Source organism: Paenibacillus sp. HW567 (assembly GCF_000374185.1).
GTDB lineage: Bacteria > Bacillota > Bacilli > Paenibacillales > Paenibacillaceae > Paenibacillus_AQ.
In genome coordinates this window covers 4631472-4649079 of the sequence record NZ_KB910518.1, presented here as the reverse complement: position 1 = coordinate 4649079, position 17608 = coordinate 4631472, and the positions used below count along the sequence as shown (strand labels likewise).

At 47.6% G+C, this 17608-nt stretch carries 13 protein-coding genes; 10 read left to right on the top strand and 3 right to left on the bottom strand.

Annotated features, from left to right (window positions below; all coding sequences use genetic code 11):
• The first annotated feature begins 3 nt into the window (after positions 1 to 3).
• From B212_RS0120540 to B212_RS0120530, 3 genes are read left to right on the top strand one after another with little or no spacing between them, the layout of a single operon-like run.
• Positions 4 to 609 carry a hypothetical protein gene (locus tag B212_RS0120540; RefSeq protein ID WP_019912925.1) on the top strand — a complete coding sequence of 202 codons (606 nt, stop codon included), beginning with the start codon at positions 4 to 6 and terminating at the stop codon, positions 607 to 609.
• On the top strand, positions 606 to 2888 hold the full coding sequence (locus tag B212_RS0120535; RefSeq protein ID WP_019912924.1) for a hypothetical protein: 2283 nt from the start codon (positions 606 to 608) through the stop codon (positions 2886 to 2888). Before B212_RS0120540 ends, B212_RS0120535 begins: the two co-directional genes overlap by 4 nt.
• A gap of 20 nt (positions 2889 to 2908) precedes the next feature.
• On the top strand, positions 2909 to 6790 hold the full coding sequence (locus tag B212_RS0120530) for a glycoside hydrolase family 78 protein (protein WP_019912923.1): 3882 nt from the start codon (positions 2909 to 2911) through the stop codon (positions 6788 to 6790).
• Between the two features lie 34 nt (positions 6791 to 6824).
• Here the strand turns inward: B212_RS0120530 and B212_RS0120525 are convergent, their stop codons facing one another.
• Positions 6825 to 7403 carry a hypothetical protein gene (locus B212_RS0120525; protein WP_019912922.1) on the bottom strand — a complete coding sequence of 193 codons (579 nt, stop codon included), beginning with the start codon at positions 7401 to 7403 and terminating at the stop codon, positions 6825 to 6827.
• A 278-nt stretch (positions 7404 to 7681) separates the two neighbouring features.
• On the opposite strand from B212_RS0120525, the gene tkt reads away from it, so the two are divergent.
• From tkt to B212_RS0120505, 4 genes are all read left to right on the top strand, one after another.
• On the top strand, positions 7682 to 9730 hold the full coding sequence (tkt, locus tag B212_RS0120520) for a transketolase (protein WP_019912921.1): 2049 nt from the start codon (positions 7682 to 7684) through the stop codon (positions 9728 to 9730).
• Between the two features lie 35 nt (positions 9731 to 9765).
• Positions 9766 to 10083: a pyrimidine/purine nucleoside phosphorylase gene (gene ppnP, locus B212_RS0120515; RefSeq protein ID WP_019912920.1), complete on the top strand. Its 318-nt coding sequence runs from the start codon at positions 9766 to 9768 to the stop codon at positions 10081 to 10083.
• A 212-nt stretch (positions 10084 to 10295) separates the two neighbouring features.
• Positions 10296 to 11843, top strand: a complete 1548-nt coding sequence (locus B212_RS32010; protein ID WP_019912919.1) for a M14 family metallopeptidase — start codon at positions 10296 to 10298, stop codon at positions 11841 to 11843.
• A gap of 238 nt (positions 11844 to 12081) precedes the next feature.
• Complete coding sequence (locus B212_RS0120505) at positions 12082 to 12939, top strand: alpha/beta fold hydrolase (RefSeq protein WP_156830172.1); 858 nt, start codon at positions 12082 to 12084, stop codon at positions 12937 to 12939.
• Here B212_RS0120505 and B212_RS32005 read toward each other — a convergent pair.
• Positions 12936 to 13421: a GNAT family N-acetyltransferase gene (locus B212_RS32005; protein ID WP_019912916.1), complete on the bottom strand. Its 486-nt coding sequence runs from the start codon at positions 13419 to 13421 to the stop codon at positions 12936 to 12938. The genes B212_RS0120505 and B212_RS32005 overlap by 4 nt on opposite strands.
• 183 nt (positions 13422 to 13604) lie before the next feature.
• Positions 13605 to 14507: an NAD(P)-dependent oxidoreductase gene (locus tag B212_RS0120495; RefSeq protein ID WP_019912915.1), complete on the bottom strand. Its 903-nt coding sequence runs from the start codon at positions 14505 to 14507 to the stop codon at positions 13605 to 13607.
• 296 nt (positions 14508 to 14803) lie between these two features.
• Here B212_RS0120495 and B212_RS0120490 point away from each other — a divergent pair, with 296 nt between their 5' ends.
• From B212_RS0120490 to B212_RS0120480, 3 genes are all read left to right on the top strand, one after another.
• A complete protein-coding gene (locus tag B212_RS0120490; protein ID WP_019912914.1) occupies positions 14804 to 16159 on the top strand; it encodes a glucose-6-phosphate isomerase in 1356 nt (451 codons plus the stop codon).
• Between the two features lie 134 nt (positions 16160 to 16293).
• Positions 16294 to 16926, top strand: coding sequence for a YigZ family protein (locus B212_RS0120485; RefSeq protein ID WP_028530961.1), 633 nt, complete (start codon positions 16294 to 16296; stop codon positions 16924 to 16926).
• A 3-nt stretch (positions 16927 to 16929) separates the two neighbouring features.
• Complete coding sequence (locus B212_RS0120480; RefSeq protein WP_019912912.1) at positions 16930 to 17511, top strand: TetR/AcrR family transcriptional regulator; 582 nt, start codon at positions 16930 to 16932, stop codon at positions 17509 to 17511.
• The last annotated feature ends 97 nt before the right edge of the window (positions 17512 to 17608 follow it).

Sequence of the window (17608 nt, the reverse complement as noted above, 5' to 3'; positions counted from 1 at the left end):
AACATGAAAAAAACAATAATGATGAAGTCAATTCTGGCAGCAACGATGTTACTTAGTGTAGTGGTGGGACAGGGGAGTATCTCGCACGCAACCGCGGCTTCTCCTTCGGCGACCGCCGCGCCGGTTATGCGGGATAATCTCTCGAAGTACGGTCTAAAAAAAGACATAGAGCTGCCAGTGACGGTAACAGCCGGGGGGCTGAGTTATACGCTGGAGAAGATTCTGATCTATGATACGAAGTCTTCGACGGCTCAGGGGCTGATTAAGAAGTATGGGTACAAAGGTACAGAGCAGTCTAAATATTTTATTTGGACAAAAATCACTATCGTCAATCAAAGCGGAAAAACTGTACAGCAAAATGTAAAAGATTTAAGCGATAAGTGGAGAATTAATTTTGGAGAAGATGCATGGACGAGCACGCCATATAAATTCTTCGAAAAAACAAATAGTACGGAGGCATTATGGGACTGGAGTCTTTTACCTGGAAAACAGCTAACTACTTATCAGGGGTATGCGTATAATGGCGAATTTAAATGGTTTGTGATTTGGGTAGACAATAAGAATACTTCCGGAGAAAAGTATGTTGTGAACAAGAAGGAACAGCAATGAAGAAGGGTGTTTTGCTAACATTTCTAATAACTGCAATACTCGTTGGCACATTGATTCCTTCTTTAGCTTACTCGGCGCAAAACCCAAGTATAAAATCCATATCAGCAGCAGTTCCTATTACCATGGGACTGACTGGATCAGGAAATGCGGCCAAGAGTTTTCTTATGGACTTGCCAAATGGAGTTTCCGCTTCATCAATAAAAACCAATACATTGAAGTACTCAGGTAACAACACTGTGATAGATGCTATCACTATTGAAAGTGGAAAGATTAAACTCAATTTGAAGGGGAATGAAAAGACCGAAAATTTTATTGTTAAAGGAACGGATGGATCTATTGATAAAGATTTCATTACTGTTCCCGGAAACTCTATTTGGAGGTATGCAGATGGCCGCCGATGGCAAATTAATGATTATGATCAGAACAAGGATATCAATACATCTAAAGATAAACCTGCTACAGATTGGAATACTCCTTCCGAGGTTCCACCTAAAGTAGTTGTCACTACCAAAGCATTGCCCGATGACCCTAGCACTGCAAATTGGTACAGAAATGACGGTAACGGAAGCTACCAAGTGGACTACAGTGATGTAATTCAATCCAGTATAAAACCTATCCCTGGAAAATTACAGGGTGATACAGGGGAGGCGAAAGTAAAAAACGGGAAGTTCGTTGTGACATACACGGTCCCTTCAATTCATGTTAGACCTGAAGAAATACCTGACTATTTTAAAGGTGGATGGGCAACAGGACGTTTGTATTTTATTTCACTACCTTATCATTTCACTGGAAGCGCAAAAGTAACCTCCTATAGCTACGCCGGCACGGTAACCTTTGACTATACACTTCCGACTGAACCGACCTTAACTGGAAGTGTGGCTGTGCTGGAACCAAACCCCAATCCGGCAAAGTTCGAGGGAAAGGACGTTGCCGTGAAGCTCTCCTTAAAAGGCGAGCTTGAGGCTTATCAAAATTCATCTAACATCGAAGAATGGATATTTTATGCGAAGGAGAAAGGTGTAGACAGTACACTGCAGCAAAAGAAAAATTATAGTAAAACGCTTAGCAGCAATACACAGTTTGATTTCACAATCCCCAAGGGACGATTGGAAAATACCGAGAGCTACAAACAAAATTATACTTTGACTGTTACAGTACGCTTTACAAAGCCGGTAGCGACAAAGAATGGTACGATAACCTCTCTGCAGGAGTCGTTCAATGCTGTTGTGGAAGTCTACAAAAAAGAACCAACGATAATAAATCCGCCAAATCCTACACCTCCCGCGATTGAAGGAAAGCCTCCTGTAGCCGTAATCATGGCTCCGACGACCGTGAAGGCGGGGGAAGAGTTTATGATCAGCGGCGGCGGATCTTATGACCCTGACCCGGGGGGGAAGATTGTGACCTATAATTGGGATACTCCACGGGCAGTGGAACCTATTAAAGGCTCTTCGGGCATGACCTGGTATCAAACTAATGTGCTAGGAACGAACGGCATCAGCCTGCAGGTTGTCGATAATGACGGCATGACGGACTCCACGGGGGCGTTCATTGAAGTCATCGAGCCACTTCCCGTAGCGGGACTTAGACTTACTGGCAGCACTAAACAGAACCGCAAAGTCACATTGACCAGCATCAGTAAAAGTCCGAAATATTATCCATTAGTCGACTCCAAAACGAAGATCACCATTTCAGCAGTTTCTGGAGGAGCAAACAGTGACATTAAATATTCAGGAACCTTAAGCGGCATTACGACCAAAGATGTGCTATTCCGGCAACCTGGCGTCTATAAGGCAACGATTTATGTAGAGAACACCGAAGGGTACTCGGATACCTCGTCGGTTACTTTTACCATTATTCCTGACGAACCGCCAACTATTCTGTTCTCGATGCAGTCCACCGCCTATCGTGATCCCCAAAATGGAAACAAGGCATCCATTTACATCGAAGACCTATCGTTTACGCCTGACATTGATCTGATCGCCCGCAGATTATGGCAATACCGTTATGACTCGGATAGTGACGGAAGCTTTGAAGATGAATCCTGGGTAACATTTAGTGACGGAAATCTGGATCATCTCAATCTGGTGGTCAGTGAGGTTGGGAGATACGAGGTTCGTGTGACAGAAACTGAAGAGTTTGGCCAGCCGACGATCGACCCATTTGTTACGGCTGCGGACCGCAGGTCTGCAGATTCCTATAGCAGCGCAGCTCAGCCTGTTTCCGAACGAATCGTAGAGGTGCTCAATCGGGGACCTCAAGGCGACTGGACATGGTAAGGGGAGGGGCAAAAAGAATCATGAAGATCATGCGTAAAAGTCTGCAAGTGTTTCTGTGCTTGACGTTGTTATTATCTCTTGAATTGAATTTTTTAAAAGTTGAAAAAGTTCAAGCGCTCGATACTAACATCGTAGAGTTTATGGATATTGAGGTTCCTGCACTTGATGCATGGGGGGCTTTTGACAAGACAGACCCTACGTGGTGGATGGTGGCACAGTGGATGGAGCTTAGTGATTTCTCTTTGCACGTAAAAAGAGAGCCATATACTATCCAAAACATTCGCTTTAATAAAGTGACTCAAACTATGAGCTATGACATTCCGAAGGTTCCAAATTACGAAGTGACAGTAACTCGGAGTTTCGCTAGGTTGGCTGCCGCAGACCCTTCGTATGCAAGTCAGCCTTATGAAGTGTATTCTGTTTCCGGTATGCATGACCCGACCTTTTACGGTCCCGGAAAGTATGGTGAAGAGTCAAGAGATGCTGTGCCGGACTATAATGAAGCGCGTTATACTATCGACTCTTATTATCCAGATATGAATGTATACCCTTGGAAACTTGGACCTAATATGTGGTATGGGCATTATACCGGAACAACAAACATCACTGGCCGTTCGGTTAATGTGGCGCCGTATGACCAATATTCCATAGGTATTATCGGGGTACCCACTTATTTGGAATTCAATGATGTTTATTCTGCGCCTATGGGGTTCGCAGTCAGTTGGTGGAGAGAATTTAAGGCGGTGGACTATCATAAATGGCCCCTGATTCAGAACTCTGCGCCTACGCTTTCATTAACTACACAGAATAATGCGACCATTCAAAATGAAGAGGGAGCTAATGTTCTGAATGTTGAAGGATACGCACAGGACCCCAATAACGACGACCTTAACGTCATCGTAGAAGTGCCAAATGTCTATTACCGGAAAGTAAAAGTAACCAGTACCTTATCGCCACATTATTTTTCCATTCCGATTGATGCGATAGCGGATTCATTGTCGCCCGGAACTTATCCGGTTAAGGTTTCGGTGGTTGATCCATACAACAAAAAAGCAGAGGGCAGTTTAACCTTTAATGTCGTGATAAGGCTCAAGAACAAGGCTTTTGTGCTGGTCAATGATCCTGTACAACTGGCTAACACGTATACGGATTACGAAAATGATCCGATGTATGCTATCCGTTACCGCTATGAACATGATCCATACTTTTTTGACAACTCCATGGGGATTATTTCGGACAGCGGGCTTTGGCGTTCAGGGCTCTATCCGTCTTTTCCGTACAGTGGTTTATATAGCGCCTATTTTCAACTCAAAGATAGTCCTAAGAACGATAACCGTTTTGACAAGTACCGCGTCTGGGGGCCGGATAACATGTCCTCCATGGTATTTAATGTCCATCGGAAACCGATAGCTCTCTTTATGGCTAAGCTCGTAAACGGCAGTCTGCAGCTTACCGACAGTTCGTATGATCTGGACCATGCCTCAAGTCCAACCAAAGGGATTTCTACTTGGCAGTGGCAATACAAAAAAACGGAATCTGAAGTATGGACGGAGGGACGGCCGCCTGCGCATCTGCCGACCAATGACCAATACACTATACGTCTACGTGTGAGGGACGTGGATGGAGTAAATGGTCTTGGAGTGTGGAGTGATTGGTGTCAGCGTACCGTAGGCAGCGCCGGCAATCTGCCGCCAGTGGCTATGTTTACCGCCGATCCAAACATTGTATCCTACCGCAAAGCGACGACAATTACAGATAAATCCTTTGATCCGGATAATGATCCTCTGGATATTTACAATTGGAGAATCATTAAAAATGGAACACAGCAGGTTTGGTCCTCATATGGCGGAACTGTAGCACCACCGAATATTGCCGCCTATGGCGTGGGCACTTATGTAGTCACGCTGCAAGTACATGATAACCGGGGGTTGTGGTCAACACCGTACAGTCAGTCGGTACAGGTCATGAATCATCCGCCGGCGGCTGCTTTTAATATGCCTAGCGAAGTGTACAGGGACACGGTGATTACTATGGATAACCAAACGCCTGATCCGGATGAAGATGGAGATGGCCTGTCGTATACCTGGAATGCGCGGCTTAATGGGGGCGTTTACTATTACAACGGAAGCAACCGGAATCAGGTTATGACAATCACCGATCTGATCCAGCGCAGTGGAATAAGCCCAACAACAGCGGTATCCACCGGTTGGGAAATGCGGCTGACGGCTTCCGATGGTGCTCTAAGCTCTAATGCAACCCATACCTTTACAGTACTGAATCATATTCCTGTCGCTGCAATTAGCGGTCCATCAGAGGTTGCCCAGTATAATATCGTTCCGTACAACTCTGCCGATATGGACGATGATCCTTCCGATATATCCAGTCTGCGATATTACTGGAGAGTAACGGACAGTGAGGGACTGATCCATTTGTACAATACACAAAACATAAAGATGGAGTTTATTGAACCTGGAGTGTATACCATTGAACACTGGGTTGTGGATCAGGTTGGCGGCAAGTCAAATGTTGCTGTAGTCAATGTTAACGTTACCAAGAATCTGGGTCCTTCCCTGATGCTGACTGCACCTGCAGGTACTCAGGCAGAGCCTACCGTACTGGATGCTGAACGCCAAGGCGACCCACTGATTCGTTGGGGCTACACAGATCCGGAGAATGATCCGCAAGAAAAATATCGTTTGGAGTTTTTTGACTCGAACGGCCTACTTGTTAAATCAGTAGAGAATCCCGACCCAACTGGATTACTGCGCCAGTATCAAGTTCCAAACGGAACCTTTGAACGCTTCAAAACCTTTACGCTTTACGGCCGGGCCTTTTCCAAACAATCCTGGTCCGACATCTCCAACGACAAAGCTTTCATCATCGACAATCCACCGAAACCAGGTTTTACCCTGATCACCGATACCGGCCGCAATGCCGCAGCGGTACCGATCTACCGGACGGATGTATTGCAGATCCAGAGCACCGCATCGGATGCCGATGTGCCGAAAGGCGACAGCATCACCCATCAATATTTTCTGAAGCCTTCAAATGGGACGGAGGGACTCATCAGCACGTTGAGTGCATTTACCAAGCAATTCAATACAAATGGGACTTTTACCCTGCGGCAGGTGGTCACGGATTCATTGGGACTGTACCGTGAGCTTACCCAAACCATTACGGTAGTGAACCGCATTCCAACAGTGAATATCACGTATCCAACCAGCACCAGTCAGTCGAACCCGACAATCGCCAGCACCTTGACTCCGGTCATTAAGTGGGATTATCAGGATGAAGACGGAGATCAGCAGCAGCGGTATAAAGTGCGGATCATCAACCTGACAACTGGAGCGGTTACGGTACAGTCCGGCGAGCAGACCTCGAGCGTCAAGCAATGGCAGATTCCGGTCAGTGCCCTGGTGGAGAACCAAAAGTATGCAGTGGAAGTAGAGGTGTACGACGGCTTCGATTGGAGCAGTGTGTCACCGCGTAAATATTTCATGGTGAATCTGCTCTCGGTGAAGGGGGGAGTTCAGCATACGGCAGAATGGAACGGAAACCGTCAGGCCTACAATTTGAACAAAAGCGGGAATGCTGAGAGCCCGCGGGGCTACAACGTGTATTGGGCGGGCGAACGATTTGTGCTTCAAGCGAATGCAACAGGTCTGCCGGATACGATTGAAGTGGCGATGGACGGAGGGTACACTACAAAGCTAAGTCCAACGGACAGCAAGAAGACGGTTTGGACCGGCGAGCTGTATGATTCCTCTTTTGACAAGCTGCCTGATGGTCCTGTTACATTTACTTTTACCGCGAGGAATGAATACAACGTCAAAACAGACGCGGTGAAGGTGACTATTTTGGGAGATTGGACCGAATATTTTCAGAGCCACCGGGTGAAATAAAAGAATTCAAGATAGGCGGAAGGAGGCTTGTCTCTCAGACGACTTCTTCTGTCCTTTCTTTGTTCAATCCCTTCATCCCGTGGGTTCTGTGCATGTAGTAGGAGAGCTTGCCGCTGAAGATTTTATGAGCATACAGGGAGGATGCAAAATCTTCCGGCGTTACGAAGCAAGAGGGCTTGGCTACCGGATGAACGGCGGACTTTTCGAATACCGAAGCGACAAAATGGGAGCAGAAATAAGCGTCCTCCCGGTCGATTTTCACATTCAGCAAAACTCCGATTAAGCCTAACAGATGGTACTTGTAGCGGTCCTGATGCTGCATCATGCCCTTCACGTGATTATACATCTTCTCGTATTCCGGTTTACTCACTCTGAGCTGATAGATTGCGCAGTCTGCACTGCTGTAAAACGGATGAACAAAGTCCTCACGGATCAGACCGGCTAAGAAAGGATTGTAAGCTTTTTTGCGCCCGAAGCTGTATACTTCACGCAGTTCGTTGTCAAAGGCAATAGAGGCGTGATTGAGTTCAGCTTTGGTGAACCATTTTATGAGTCCGCTAAAGGCAGTTCCCGTTCCGGTAAGAACGATGTAGATATTTTGATTTGGAGTCATCGGTAAAATTCCTTTCTTCACTAAAGTAATCCCATTTTACTGTATATTCCAGCGCTGCAAAACAAACTTTAGTCTTATCCGGCAACTGGACCAAAGGCTAAGTTAGTGCCTGGACCTATGTAGATATTTTTCTGGAATAAATATGTATAAATCGGGTGCAAGACGCAAAATATAAGCTGTTCGAACGTCAGGTTTACAAAAACAATTGATAATGCTTCCACATTAGTGATACAATAATAGTCAAAATGACATTCTTGATTTAGAGGAGGCTTATTTTAATGACTGAACAGGCAAAAGATCAAGCAATCCACAAAGAAGAAAACTCTACGGTGGACAATCTGGCCATTACCACGATCCGCACACTAGCAATTGATGCCATTGAAAAAGCGAATTCCGGACATCCAGGAATGCCGATGGGTTCAGCGCCGATGGGCTACCAGTTGTTTGCTAAGACGATGATTCATAACCCGGATCACCCTACGTGGGTCAACCGTGACCGTTTTGTGCTATCCGCAGGACATGGCTCGATGCTTCTGTACGGCTTGCTGCACCTTAGCGGCTATGATCTGCCAATGGAAGAATTGAAGCAATTCCGCCAATGGGGAAGTCTGACACCGGGTCATCCGGAGGTCGGTCACACCGCAGGTGTTGATGCTACCACAGGTCCGCTTGGACAAGGGATTGGTATGGCGGTAGGGATGGCTATGGCTGAGGCTCAGCTTGGCGCTACCTACAATAAAGGTGGACATAACGTAATTGACCACTATACGTACGCCATCTGCGGCGACGGCGATTTAATGGAAGGAATTTCTTCCGAATCCGCTTCGCTTGCGGGTCATTTAAAGCTCGGCAAACTGATTGTAATGTACGATTCGAATGATATTTCCCTGGACGGCAAGCTGAATCTGGCTTTCTCCGAGAATGTAGCCAAACGTTTTGAAGCTTATGGCTGGCAGGTTCTGCGTGTAGAAGACGGCAACGATCTTCCTGCACTGGGCAAAGCTATTGCCGAAGCACAAGCTGAGAGCGGCAAACCGACACTGATCGAAGTGAAGACAGTCATCGGCTACGGCAGCCCGAACAAACAGGGTAAAGGCGGTCATGGCGGTACTCACGGTTCCCCTCTGGGAGCTGAGGAAGCCAAGCTGACGAAGAATTTCTACAAATGGGTATACGAGGAAAACTTCTACGTGCCTGATGAAGTCCGCGCTCTTTTTGCTGACGTGAAGGAAAAAGGCATTGCGGCGAACAAAGCTTGGGACGAACAATTTGCTGCTTATAAAAAGGCTTATCCTGAGCTTGCCGCACAGCTCGAAACAGCATTGAACGGCGGGCTTCCTGCAGGCTGGGATGCTAATCTCCCATTCTATAAAGTTGAAGACAAGGCGCTGTCCACACGTGTTGCCTCCGGTAATGCCCTGAACGGCCTTACTGCCGGCGTTCCACAATTGGTGGGCGGTTCCGCCGACCTGGAAAGCTCCACAATGACGCATCTGAATGGCTTGGAACAGTTCACACCGGATTCTTATGACGGCCGCAACATTTATTTTGGCGTTCGTGAATTTGGTATGGCTGCGGCTATGAACGGGATTGCCCTCCACAGCGGTCTCAAAGTATTCGGCGGTACCTTCTTCGTATTCACGGACTACCTGCGTCCAGCGGTTCGCCTGGCTTCTATCATGAAGCTGCCGGTAACCTATGTGCTTACGCATGACAGTATCGCTGTCGGTGAAGACGGCCCTACCCATGAGCCGATTGAACAGCTTGCTTCCCTGCGCATCATTCCGGGTCTTACGGTTATCCGTCCGGCTGACGGCAACGAAACCTCTGCAGCCTGGGCCTACGCGATGGAAAATACAGCAAATCCGGTAGCACTGGTGCTGACCCGCCAAAACCTGCCGATCCTGGCAGGAACCGTAGACGGTGTGCGTGAGAACATCAAACGCGGCGGTTACGTGGTTTCCGATTCCAAGAACGGAACACCGCAAGCGCAAATCATTGCTACAGGCTCCGAGGTTCAACTGGCTGTGAAAGCTCAAGCTGCCCTTGCCGAAGAAGGTATTGATGTCCGTGTTATCAGCTTGCCAAGCTGGGATCTGTTCGAGAAACAGGATAAAGCTTACCGTGATTCCGTCATCCTGCCTGAAGTCAAAGCACGTCTGGCTATTGAAATGGCGCAAACCTTCGGTTGGGAACGTTACACAGGCGATCAAGGCGATATCCTTGGCATCACCACGTTCGGCGCTTCCGCACCTGGCGATACTGTAATTAAAGAATATGGCTTCACTGTAGAAAATGTAGTCAGCCGTGTGAAAGCCCTGCTATAATAGACGAATTAAAGACAAGGGGGAGAAATAAGCACATGAGTCAGTTCACCAACGCGACAATTCAAAAAGCAGCTAACATTTACTACGATGGAAAAGTTACCAGCCGTACGGTTTTTTTGCAGGACGGTACCAAGGTGACGCTTGGCATTATGCTGCCTGGAGTGTATGAATTCGGCACGGAAGGCCCCGAGACTATGGAAATTCTGTCCGGTGATCTTAAGGTGCTGCTTCCCGGTACAGACGTGTGGAAAGAAATTAAAGGAACAGAAACCTTCCACGTTCCCGGCAACTCCAAGTTTGCGCTGGAAGTATTCGCTTTAACTGATTATTGCTGTTCTTACCCGGTTTTGTAATTCAAGCAAAGAGATGTCCCGGCAGCTTCGGCAGTCGGGACATTTTTTATATTTACTTAAACTTCCATTATTAAGTCGGAATACCTAACGATACTATAAAAAAATGAATCTGCTATATAATATCATTGACGATAATAGGCACATTTTCATATACTTCCACTATCTGATTGAGAGGCTGGCATGCCTCAAGCAGATAGAATGGGAGATGGAAGATGATAAAGTCACCGTTTAGCAAGGAAATACATAAGCACTATCTATTCTTTTTAAGTATTATGCTGCTAGTATCTTTATTTGTGACTACGGGATCTGTACAGGCATCGGCAAACATTGTGAACCCCAATCAGGTATATTCCTACAATGTAATGCAAAGGGATATTGAGAGATTAGCGAAGGAATATCCCGACCTGGTATCTTATCAATCTTTGGGGCAGACCGCATATGGACGGCAACTGTGGGCGGTGAAGCTGGGCAGAGGAGAATCCGTGCTGTTTCTGAACGGTTCTCATCATGCCAGAGAGTGGATGACCAGTTCATTGCTGATGAAAATGATTGATTCGTATGCTCAGACCTACTACAGCAATGGAAAAATCGCTGACTACAACGTACGCAGTTTACTGGATGAAGTCAGCATTTGGATCGTTCCGATGGTAAACCCGGACGGTGTAACCTTGTCCCAACAAGGCACGGCAGGATTGCCGGCGAACCTGGCCAAAACACTGCGTCAATATAATGGGAACAGCACAAACTTTTCCCGTTGGAAAGCAAATATGCAGGGAATTGACCTTAACCGTCAATATCCGGCGAAATGGGACACAATTAAGTATGCCACTACATATCCTTGGTACCAGAATTATAAGGGCAAGCAGCCGGGGCAAGCTGCTGAAGTGCAGATGATGATGGATTTTACGCGTAAGATTGATCCGGAGGTTACAATTTCCTACCACAGCTCCGGCGAAATTATCTTTTGGCACTTTAATACTTTGAACAGCAATCTGACCCGCGATAAATCCATGGCCCGGGCAATTGGCTACCTGACGGGCTACTCTCTTGTGAATCCGGAGAAAAACCCTTCGGGAGGCGGATATAAGGATTGGTTCATTCAAGAGTATGGCCGTCCCGGGTTTACTATTGAAATCGCAAACTATGCCGGGGAGAGCAGTGTTCCGTTAAGACAGTTCAACCGGATCTGGTCTGAGAACAAGGAGGTAGGGCTTTACTCCGCGAAGCAATCCTATTCCTTGTGGCTGAACAAGCAGAAGCTTCAGTATCTTCAACAATCCATGAGTCTGCTGGCTGGAACGGATCTCTATACGAAAGTAGGGGCTACAGCCGGGGGGGCGAATCTACAGCCGCAGAAGCTTCAAGTTATTGCACAAAAGGGTGACTGGTATCAGGTTCAAGCAGATAAAGGACTGGGGTGGATTCATCCGTCACCGGGAAAGCTGGCAACAGTCGAGGATATCACGGCGACTGCTGAATTGAAGGGAAGCACACCCGCCTATAAATATCCGGATGCTTTCGCTCCTAAGGTGACCGTGCTCGCTCCGCAAACCGTCAAGGTATCGGGAAAGTGGGGAACCTGGCTGCTGGCCTCCACTCCAAACGGCAATTGGTGGATCGACGGACGAAAGATAGAGCTTAAGTGGCCGATAGAGGAAACAGTGCCAAGTACAACAACAGATGCTGAAACAACCGGAGCGACACAGCCTGAACCTGCCAATACTACAAATAATAATGCCAATACTACCAATACTCCGTAATAAGCAATACAACCAGCTAATGGATTACTTTAAGAAGGTACTGGAAGTGCTATTGCAGCTCTTCCCCTGTTGGAATTCATTAGCATGGCTTAAAGAGGTCCCGCCTTATGGCGGGGCTTCTTTGTGTTGTGAAACGTTGTGTGCCAAAAAGAGCTTGCCCTTTCATGAGTTGTTTGCTATTCTGAATAAGAACAAACGTTTGTTAATTGGATTTATAAGTAAGTGTAGTGTTGTTTGGATGCCCTCGGCGGATAGCTCTGAGAGGAGTGGAATTGTGCTGTATTCTGATTCATACATTACCTTTAATTACGAAGTGGCCGGAGAGGGAAGGCCAATACTGATTATACACGGAAACGGTCCGGATCATCGGATGATGAGGGGCTGTATGGAGCCTTTGTTTTTGCCGCAAGACCGATATAGAAGAATATATGTTGACTTGCCGGGAATGGGGAAATCACCTGCTCCTGATTGGATTACCTCGTCAGATGATATGCTGCGGGCCGTGGAGATGATGATTGAAGCACTGATTCCGGGTGAACGATTCATTCTTATAGGGCAATCCTATGGCGGCTACCTGGTAAGAGGGCTAATGAGGAACTATGCCGGATTAATAGATGGCGTATTTCTGCTGTGTCCTTGCGTCATTGCCGAACCTTCGCAGAGAGAGCTGCCGCCGCACCAAGTGATGGAGTGCGATGCTGAATTGCTGAAAGAGCTGAGTGCAGCGGACAGGGAGGAATTCACCTCAATTGCGGTGGTACAGAACAGAAGGATCTGGGAACGGTACAGCCGTGAGATCATTAGGGGTTTGCAACTTGCCGATGAAGATTTCATGCAGCGGGTACGAGCGGACGGCGGGTATGCCTTCAGCTTTGCTGTGGATGCGTTGCCTCCCTTTGACAAGCCCAGCCTAATTTTGACGGGACGGCAGGATTCAATGACAGGATTTAAGGACGCCTGGAAGCTGCTTGATACATACACGCACGCGACTTTTGCCGTATTGGACCGTGCCGGACACAATCTTCATTTGGAGCAGGAAGGTCATCTGGGCGTGATGGCAAGAGAGTGGCTCGACAGAGTGGGCCTGGTGACTTAAGGGCGCGCCTCTTCAGTTATTCGTTCATATTGAATGAGTGCTTCGCCGCTCTGGGCATCATGAACCTCCGCAATTTGGACAAAACCCTGCTTTTTATAAAAGTGGTGGTTTCTCACCGCCCATGACGGTGTATCTAGCGTCCATTTCTGCGCGCTGGAGAAGGTGCTGAACAGGAAAAGGAAGGCCTCCTGCCCGTAGCCGCGGTTCTGATAGTTAGGGTCGATGTAGATGCGGCCCAGATGGCATTCTTCCTTGTTCTCAGAAGGAAAGAGAATCATTCCACCGATAATAACATCATTCTCAAGCAACTTGTAATACTGCCCTGACATCATCATTTCACTCTGCCAGGAACTTGATCCGTATCCCGGAGGGCCGTCTTCGAGTTTGTTCTGATACTGCTGGGCGTCGTGATCAAAAGTTCTTTTTTGTACCTCTGCCAACCTGGAGGCATCCTGCGGATTGGCTAGCTGAATGGATAACATGCGTATTTCCTCCTTGGTATTCTGTGGTATTTTATGTAATTGAACCACTATTAGTTGTTCGGAAAAGAACGGCGAAATCCTGCATGAGCCAATGCCTGTATTCACAATAAAAGACGCAGCCGGAAGCTTCGGCCGCGCCTATATCAGTTGAACGTAAGATAATACAATACGGCTCAGCAGCATCTATTCCTTGCTTGTGTTCTTCCCGATCTTCTGGCCAATCCAGTCTTCATAGGTTTTGACTACCGCAGACAGGTCTTCGTCGCCGTAGCCATGGTTAAAGCCGGTTTGGAACATGCTTTTGGCCAGGCCAAGCATTGGTGAAGGTACGCCTGTAGAATCGCTGAGCGAGGAGGCCAGCTTCAGATCCTTCAGCATCAGCGCCAGGGAGAACTGGTTGCTGAAATCATCGTCGATAATTTTACGGCCTTTGAGCTCGGCCTGTTTGCTTCCGGCAGAGCCGTTCTGCACCAGCTCCAGGAACTTGTCTGCCGGAACACCGGATTTCACGGCAATGGAGAAGCCTTCGGCCAGAGCGACGTTATGAATGCCGACCATGGCGTTATGAGCAAGCTTGGCAACGGCTCCGCTGCCGTTTTCGCCCATATGCAGCAACAATCTGCCCATAGCGTCGAAGATATCGCGGTGTTCCTCAATGACAGAGGCATTGCCGCCGACCATGAATACCAGTGTACCGTCAATGGCCGCCGGTTTGCTGCCGGTAACAGGAGCGTCCAGGAATTTGCCGCCGCGTTCCTCTACGGCCGCCGCAATTTCCCGTACTAAGCCGGGAGAAATGGTGCTGGAATCAATAATGACTGCCCCCGGCTTCATAGCGTTCAGGATACCGTTATCGCCGTAGAATACTTCACGGATTGAATCATCATTGCTGATCATGGTAATAATAACATCCTTGTCTTCAGCAGCACTTTGTGGAGTTGCGGCGACCAGCGCGCCTTCCGCTGCCAGCGGCTCGCTTTTTGACGCCGTGCGGTTGTACACCGTAACCTGAAATCCGCTGTGCAGCAGGTTGGAAGCCATTGGCGCTCCCATTGTTCCGAGTCCGATAAAGCCGATCTGTTTCATTCTATTTCCACCTTCGCTCTTTGAGATACCTAATAGAATTTGAACCTTAGATTGTCTGAGTCCAGCTTCTTCAGGGATGCTTTTCTACATTCTATCACGGCACCCGGGCATGTTCCACAGAAGCGGACTTTTGTTCTCACAGCAAACGCTTCCAAGAAACTTCCGAAAACATGGTCCTAAAGCCCGGGATATGCGCTAAGACCTTGCCAGTCAAGGAAAATTAAAGTATCCTAGATTATAAAGTTGTAACAAACGGTGTCAAATCTAAAGAGATACACAGGAGGTTACCATTACCGATGTCCAAAAAGATTAATTTTGACTACACCAAAGCCCTTTCCTTCTTCAGCCAGCATGAGATTGATTATCTGGCCGCTCCGGTGAAGCTGGCTCACGAGCAGCTCCACAACAAGAGTGGCGCAGGCTCCGATTACCTTGGCTGGATTGATCTGCCAACCGCGTATGACAAGGAAGAGTTCGCCCGCATCCAGCAGGCCGCCAAGAAGATCCAGAGCGATTCCGATGTGCTTATCGTTATCGGTATCGGAGGCTCTTATCTGGGAGCACGCGCAGCGATTGAGGCGCTCTCGCATTCCTTCTACAATAACCTTACTAAGGACCAGCGCAAGACACCGGAAATTTATTTTGCCGGCAACAATATCAGCTCGACGTACATCACGCATTTGCTTGATCTGGTAGAGGGCAAGGATTTCTCCGTGAATGTGATCTCCAAATCGGGAACAACCACCGAACCTGCCATTGCCTTCCGTATCTTCCGCGCAGCGCTGGAGAAGAAATACGGCAAGGAAGAAGCACGCAAGCGTATTTACGCTACTACGGACAAGGAGAAGGGCGCTCTCAAGAAGCTGGCAAATGAAGAAGGCTATGAGTCGTTCATTATTCCTGACGATGTAGGCGGACGTTATTCTGTGCTGACTCCGGTAGGACTTCTGCCAATCGCCGTAGCGGGAATTAACATTGAAGAAATGATGCAAGGGGCTGCAGCCGCAGCCGATGAGTTCAACAATCCTGATGTGGCTACGAACCAAAGCTATCAATATGCTGCTGTTCGTAACGCTTTGTACCGCAAAGGCAAAACAACGGAAATTCTCGTCAACTACGAGCCTTCCCTGCACTTTGTATCCGAATGGTGGAAGCAATTGTACGGCGAAAGCGAAGGCAAAGATTTCAAAGGCATCTACCCTGCCTCCGTTGATTTCTCCACAGATCTTCACTCCATGGGTCAATTTATCCAGGAGGGCAACCGTAACATCTTCGAAACGGTTATCCAGGTGGATCAAGTACAGCATCATGTGTCCATTGAGAATGATCCGGACGATCTGGACGGTCTGAACTTCTTGACCGGTAAGACAATGGATTTTGTCAACAAAAAGGCTTTCCAGGGGACAATGCTGGCACACACAGACGGACAGGTGCCGAACCTGATCGTCACGATTCCAGACCAAACACCTTATACCTTCGGTTACCTGGTTTATTTCTTTGAAAAAGCCTGCGGTATCAGCGGATACCTGATGGGCGTTAACCCGTTCGACCAACCGGGCGTAGAAGCATACAAGAAAAACATGTTCGCACTGCTTGGCAAACCGGGCTACGAAAAAGAAAAAGCAGAACTGGAAGCCAGACTTAACGAGTAGCATAGCAAACATCGCAGATCATTCATACTAATACTAATGTAACTCACCAGGGAGCAGTCCATAGGTAATCCAATACCGCGGGCTGCTCCTAATATATATCAAGTTATTATATGGAAATAAGGACTGGAATAATGATGCTGGAACAATACCGGACGGTGCGTTCTCCCGGTTCCCGGGAAGTCGTAATCCGTAAGTCACGCTTCATTGGGCATGTCATGCCGGTGGAGAACGAAGAAGAAGCGGTGCAATTTATCGAAGACATCAAGAAGCAGCATTGGAACGCCACGCATAACTGCTCTGCTTATATGATTGGTGAGCGGGATGAGATCCAGAGACAGTCGGATGACGGGGAACCGAGTGGAACGGCCGGTAAACCGATCTTGGAGGTAATCCGCAGCCAGAACGTTAAAAATGTCGCAATTGTCGTCACCCGTTATTTTGGTGGCATTATGCTGGGCGCAGGCGGTCTGATCCGGGCGTATACGGATGGCGCTGTACTGGCACTTGAGGCTGGAGAAGTAATCACCCGTGTGCTTAGGCGAGAGGTATTTGTGGAGCTTGACTATACCTGGCTGGGCAAGGTTGAGAACGAGCTAAGGGGAAGAGGCATAAAGACCGGTGAAACTTTGTTTACAGATAAAGTTACGCTGCTGTGTCTCCCGCGTAATGAGGAAGGCGACACATTTATGGCATGGATAACGGATCTTACCCAGGGGCAAGCGCTGGTTACAGAAGGGCGGCGGCTTTACTACAGCGAAGGGGAATAAGATATGGCAAGAAGAGCAGTGGAGCAGGAGTTGTCGAGGGAAAGAATATTGGAAGCGGCCAGGCATCTCTTTATAACCAAAGGATACCGGGCGATTTCGATGCGCAGCATTGGTCAGCATTTGGGATACAGCCATGGCTCGCTCTATTATCATTTCAAGGAAAAGGCGGAGTTGTTCTACGCCATTGTAGTCGAGGATTTCAATCATGTAGCCGCACTGCTTAATCAAGTTATGAATACTCCCCCTGAACAGGGAATGACCCGGGTAGAGCAGCTAATTATGGAGTTTATCCGCTTTGGGCTGGATCATCCTTATCAGTATGAAATTATGTTCATGATCCGCGATGAAGAACTGCTTGCTTACTGTCGTGCGGAACAGGGACGATGTTTTGAGTTGTTCGCAAGTATTGTGCGTTCTCACATGAAGGATGAGGGTTATGTATCAGAGGACTGGCAGAGCATACCGTTAACGTTGTTCTTGTCGGCTCACGGATTTATCTCTTATTATATCCAGGATAAAGTTTCGTTCGAGGATGTTAAGCAGGCTGCAGTAATGCATGTCAAAGTACTAAGCCGCAGTTTATAATTTCGGTGTTTTTTTATCGTTTCTCGGTTTAGCGCGTTGCATTGGTATAACTTTGAACGGTGAAAGTATGAAAGAGACTATAATTTTGTATAGTATG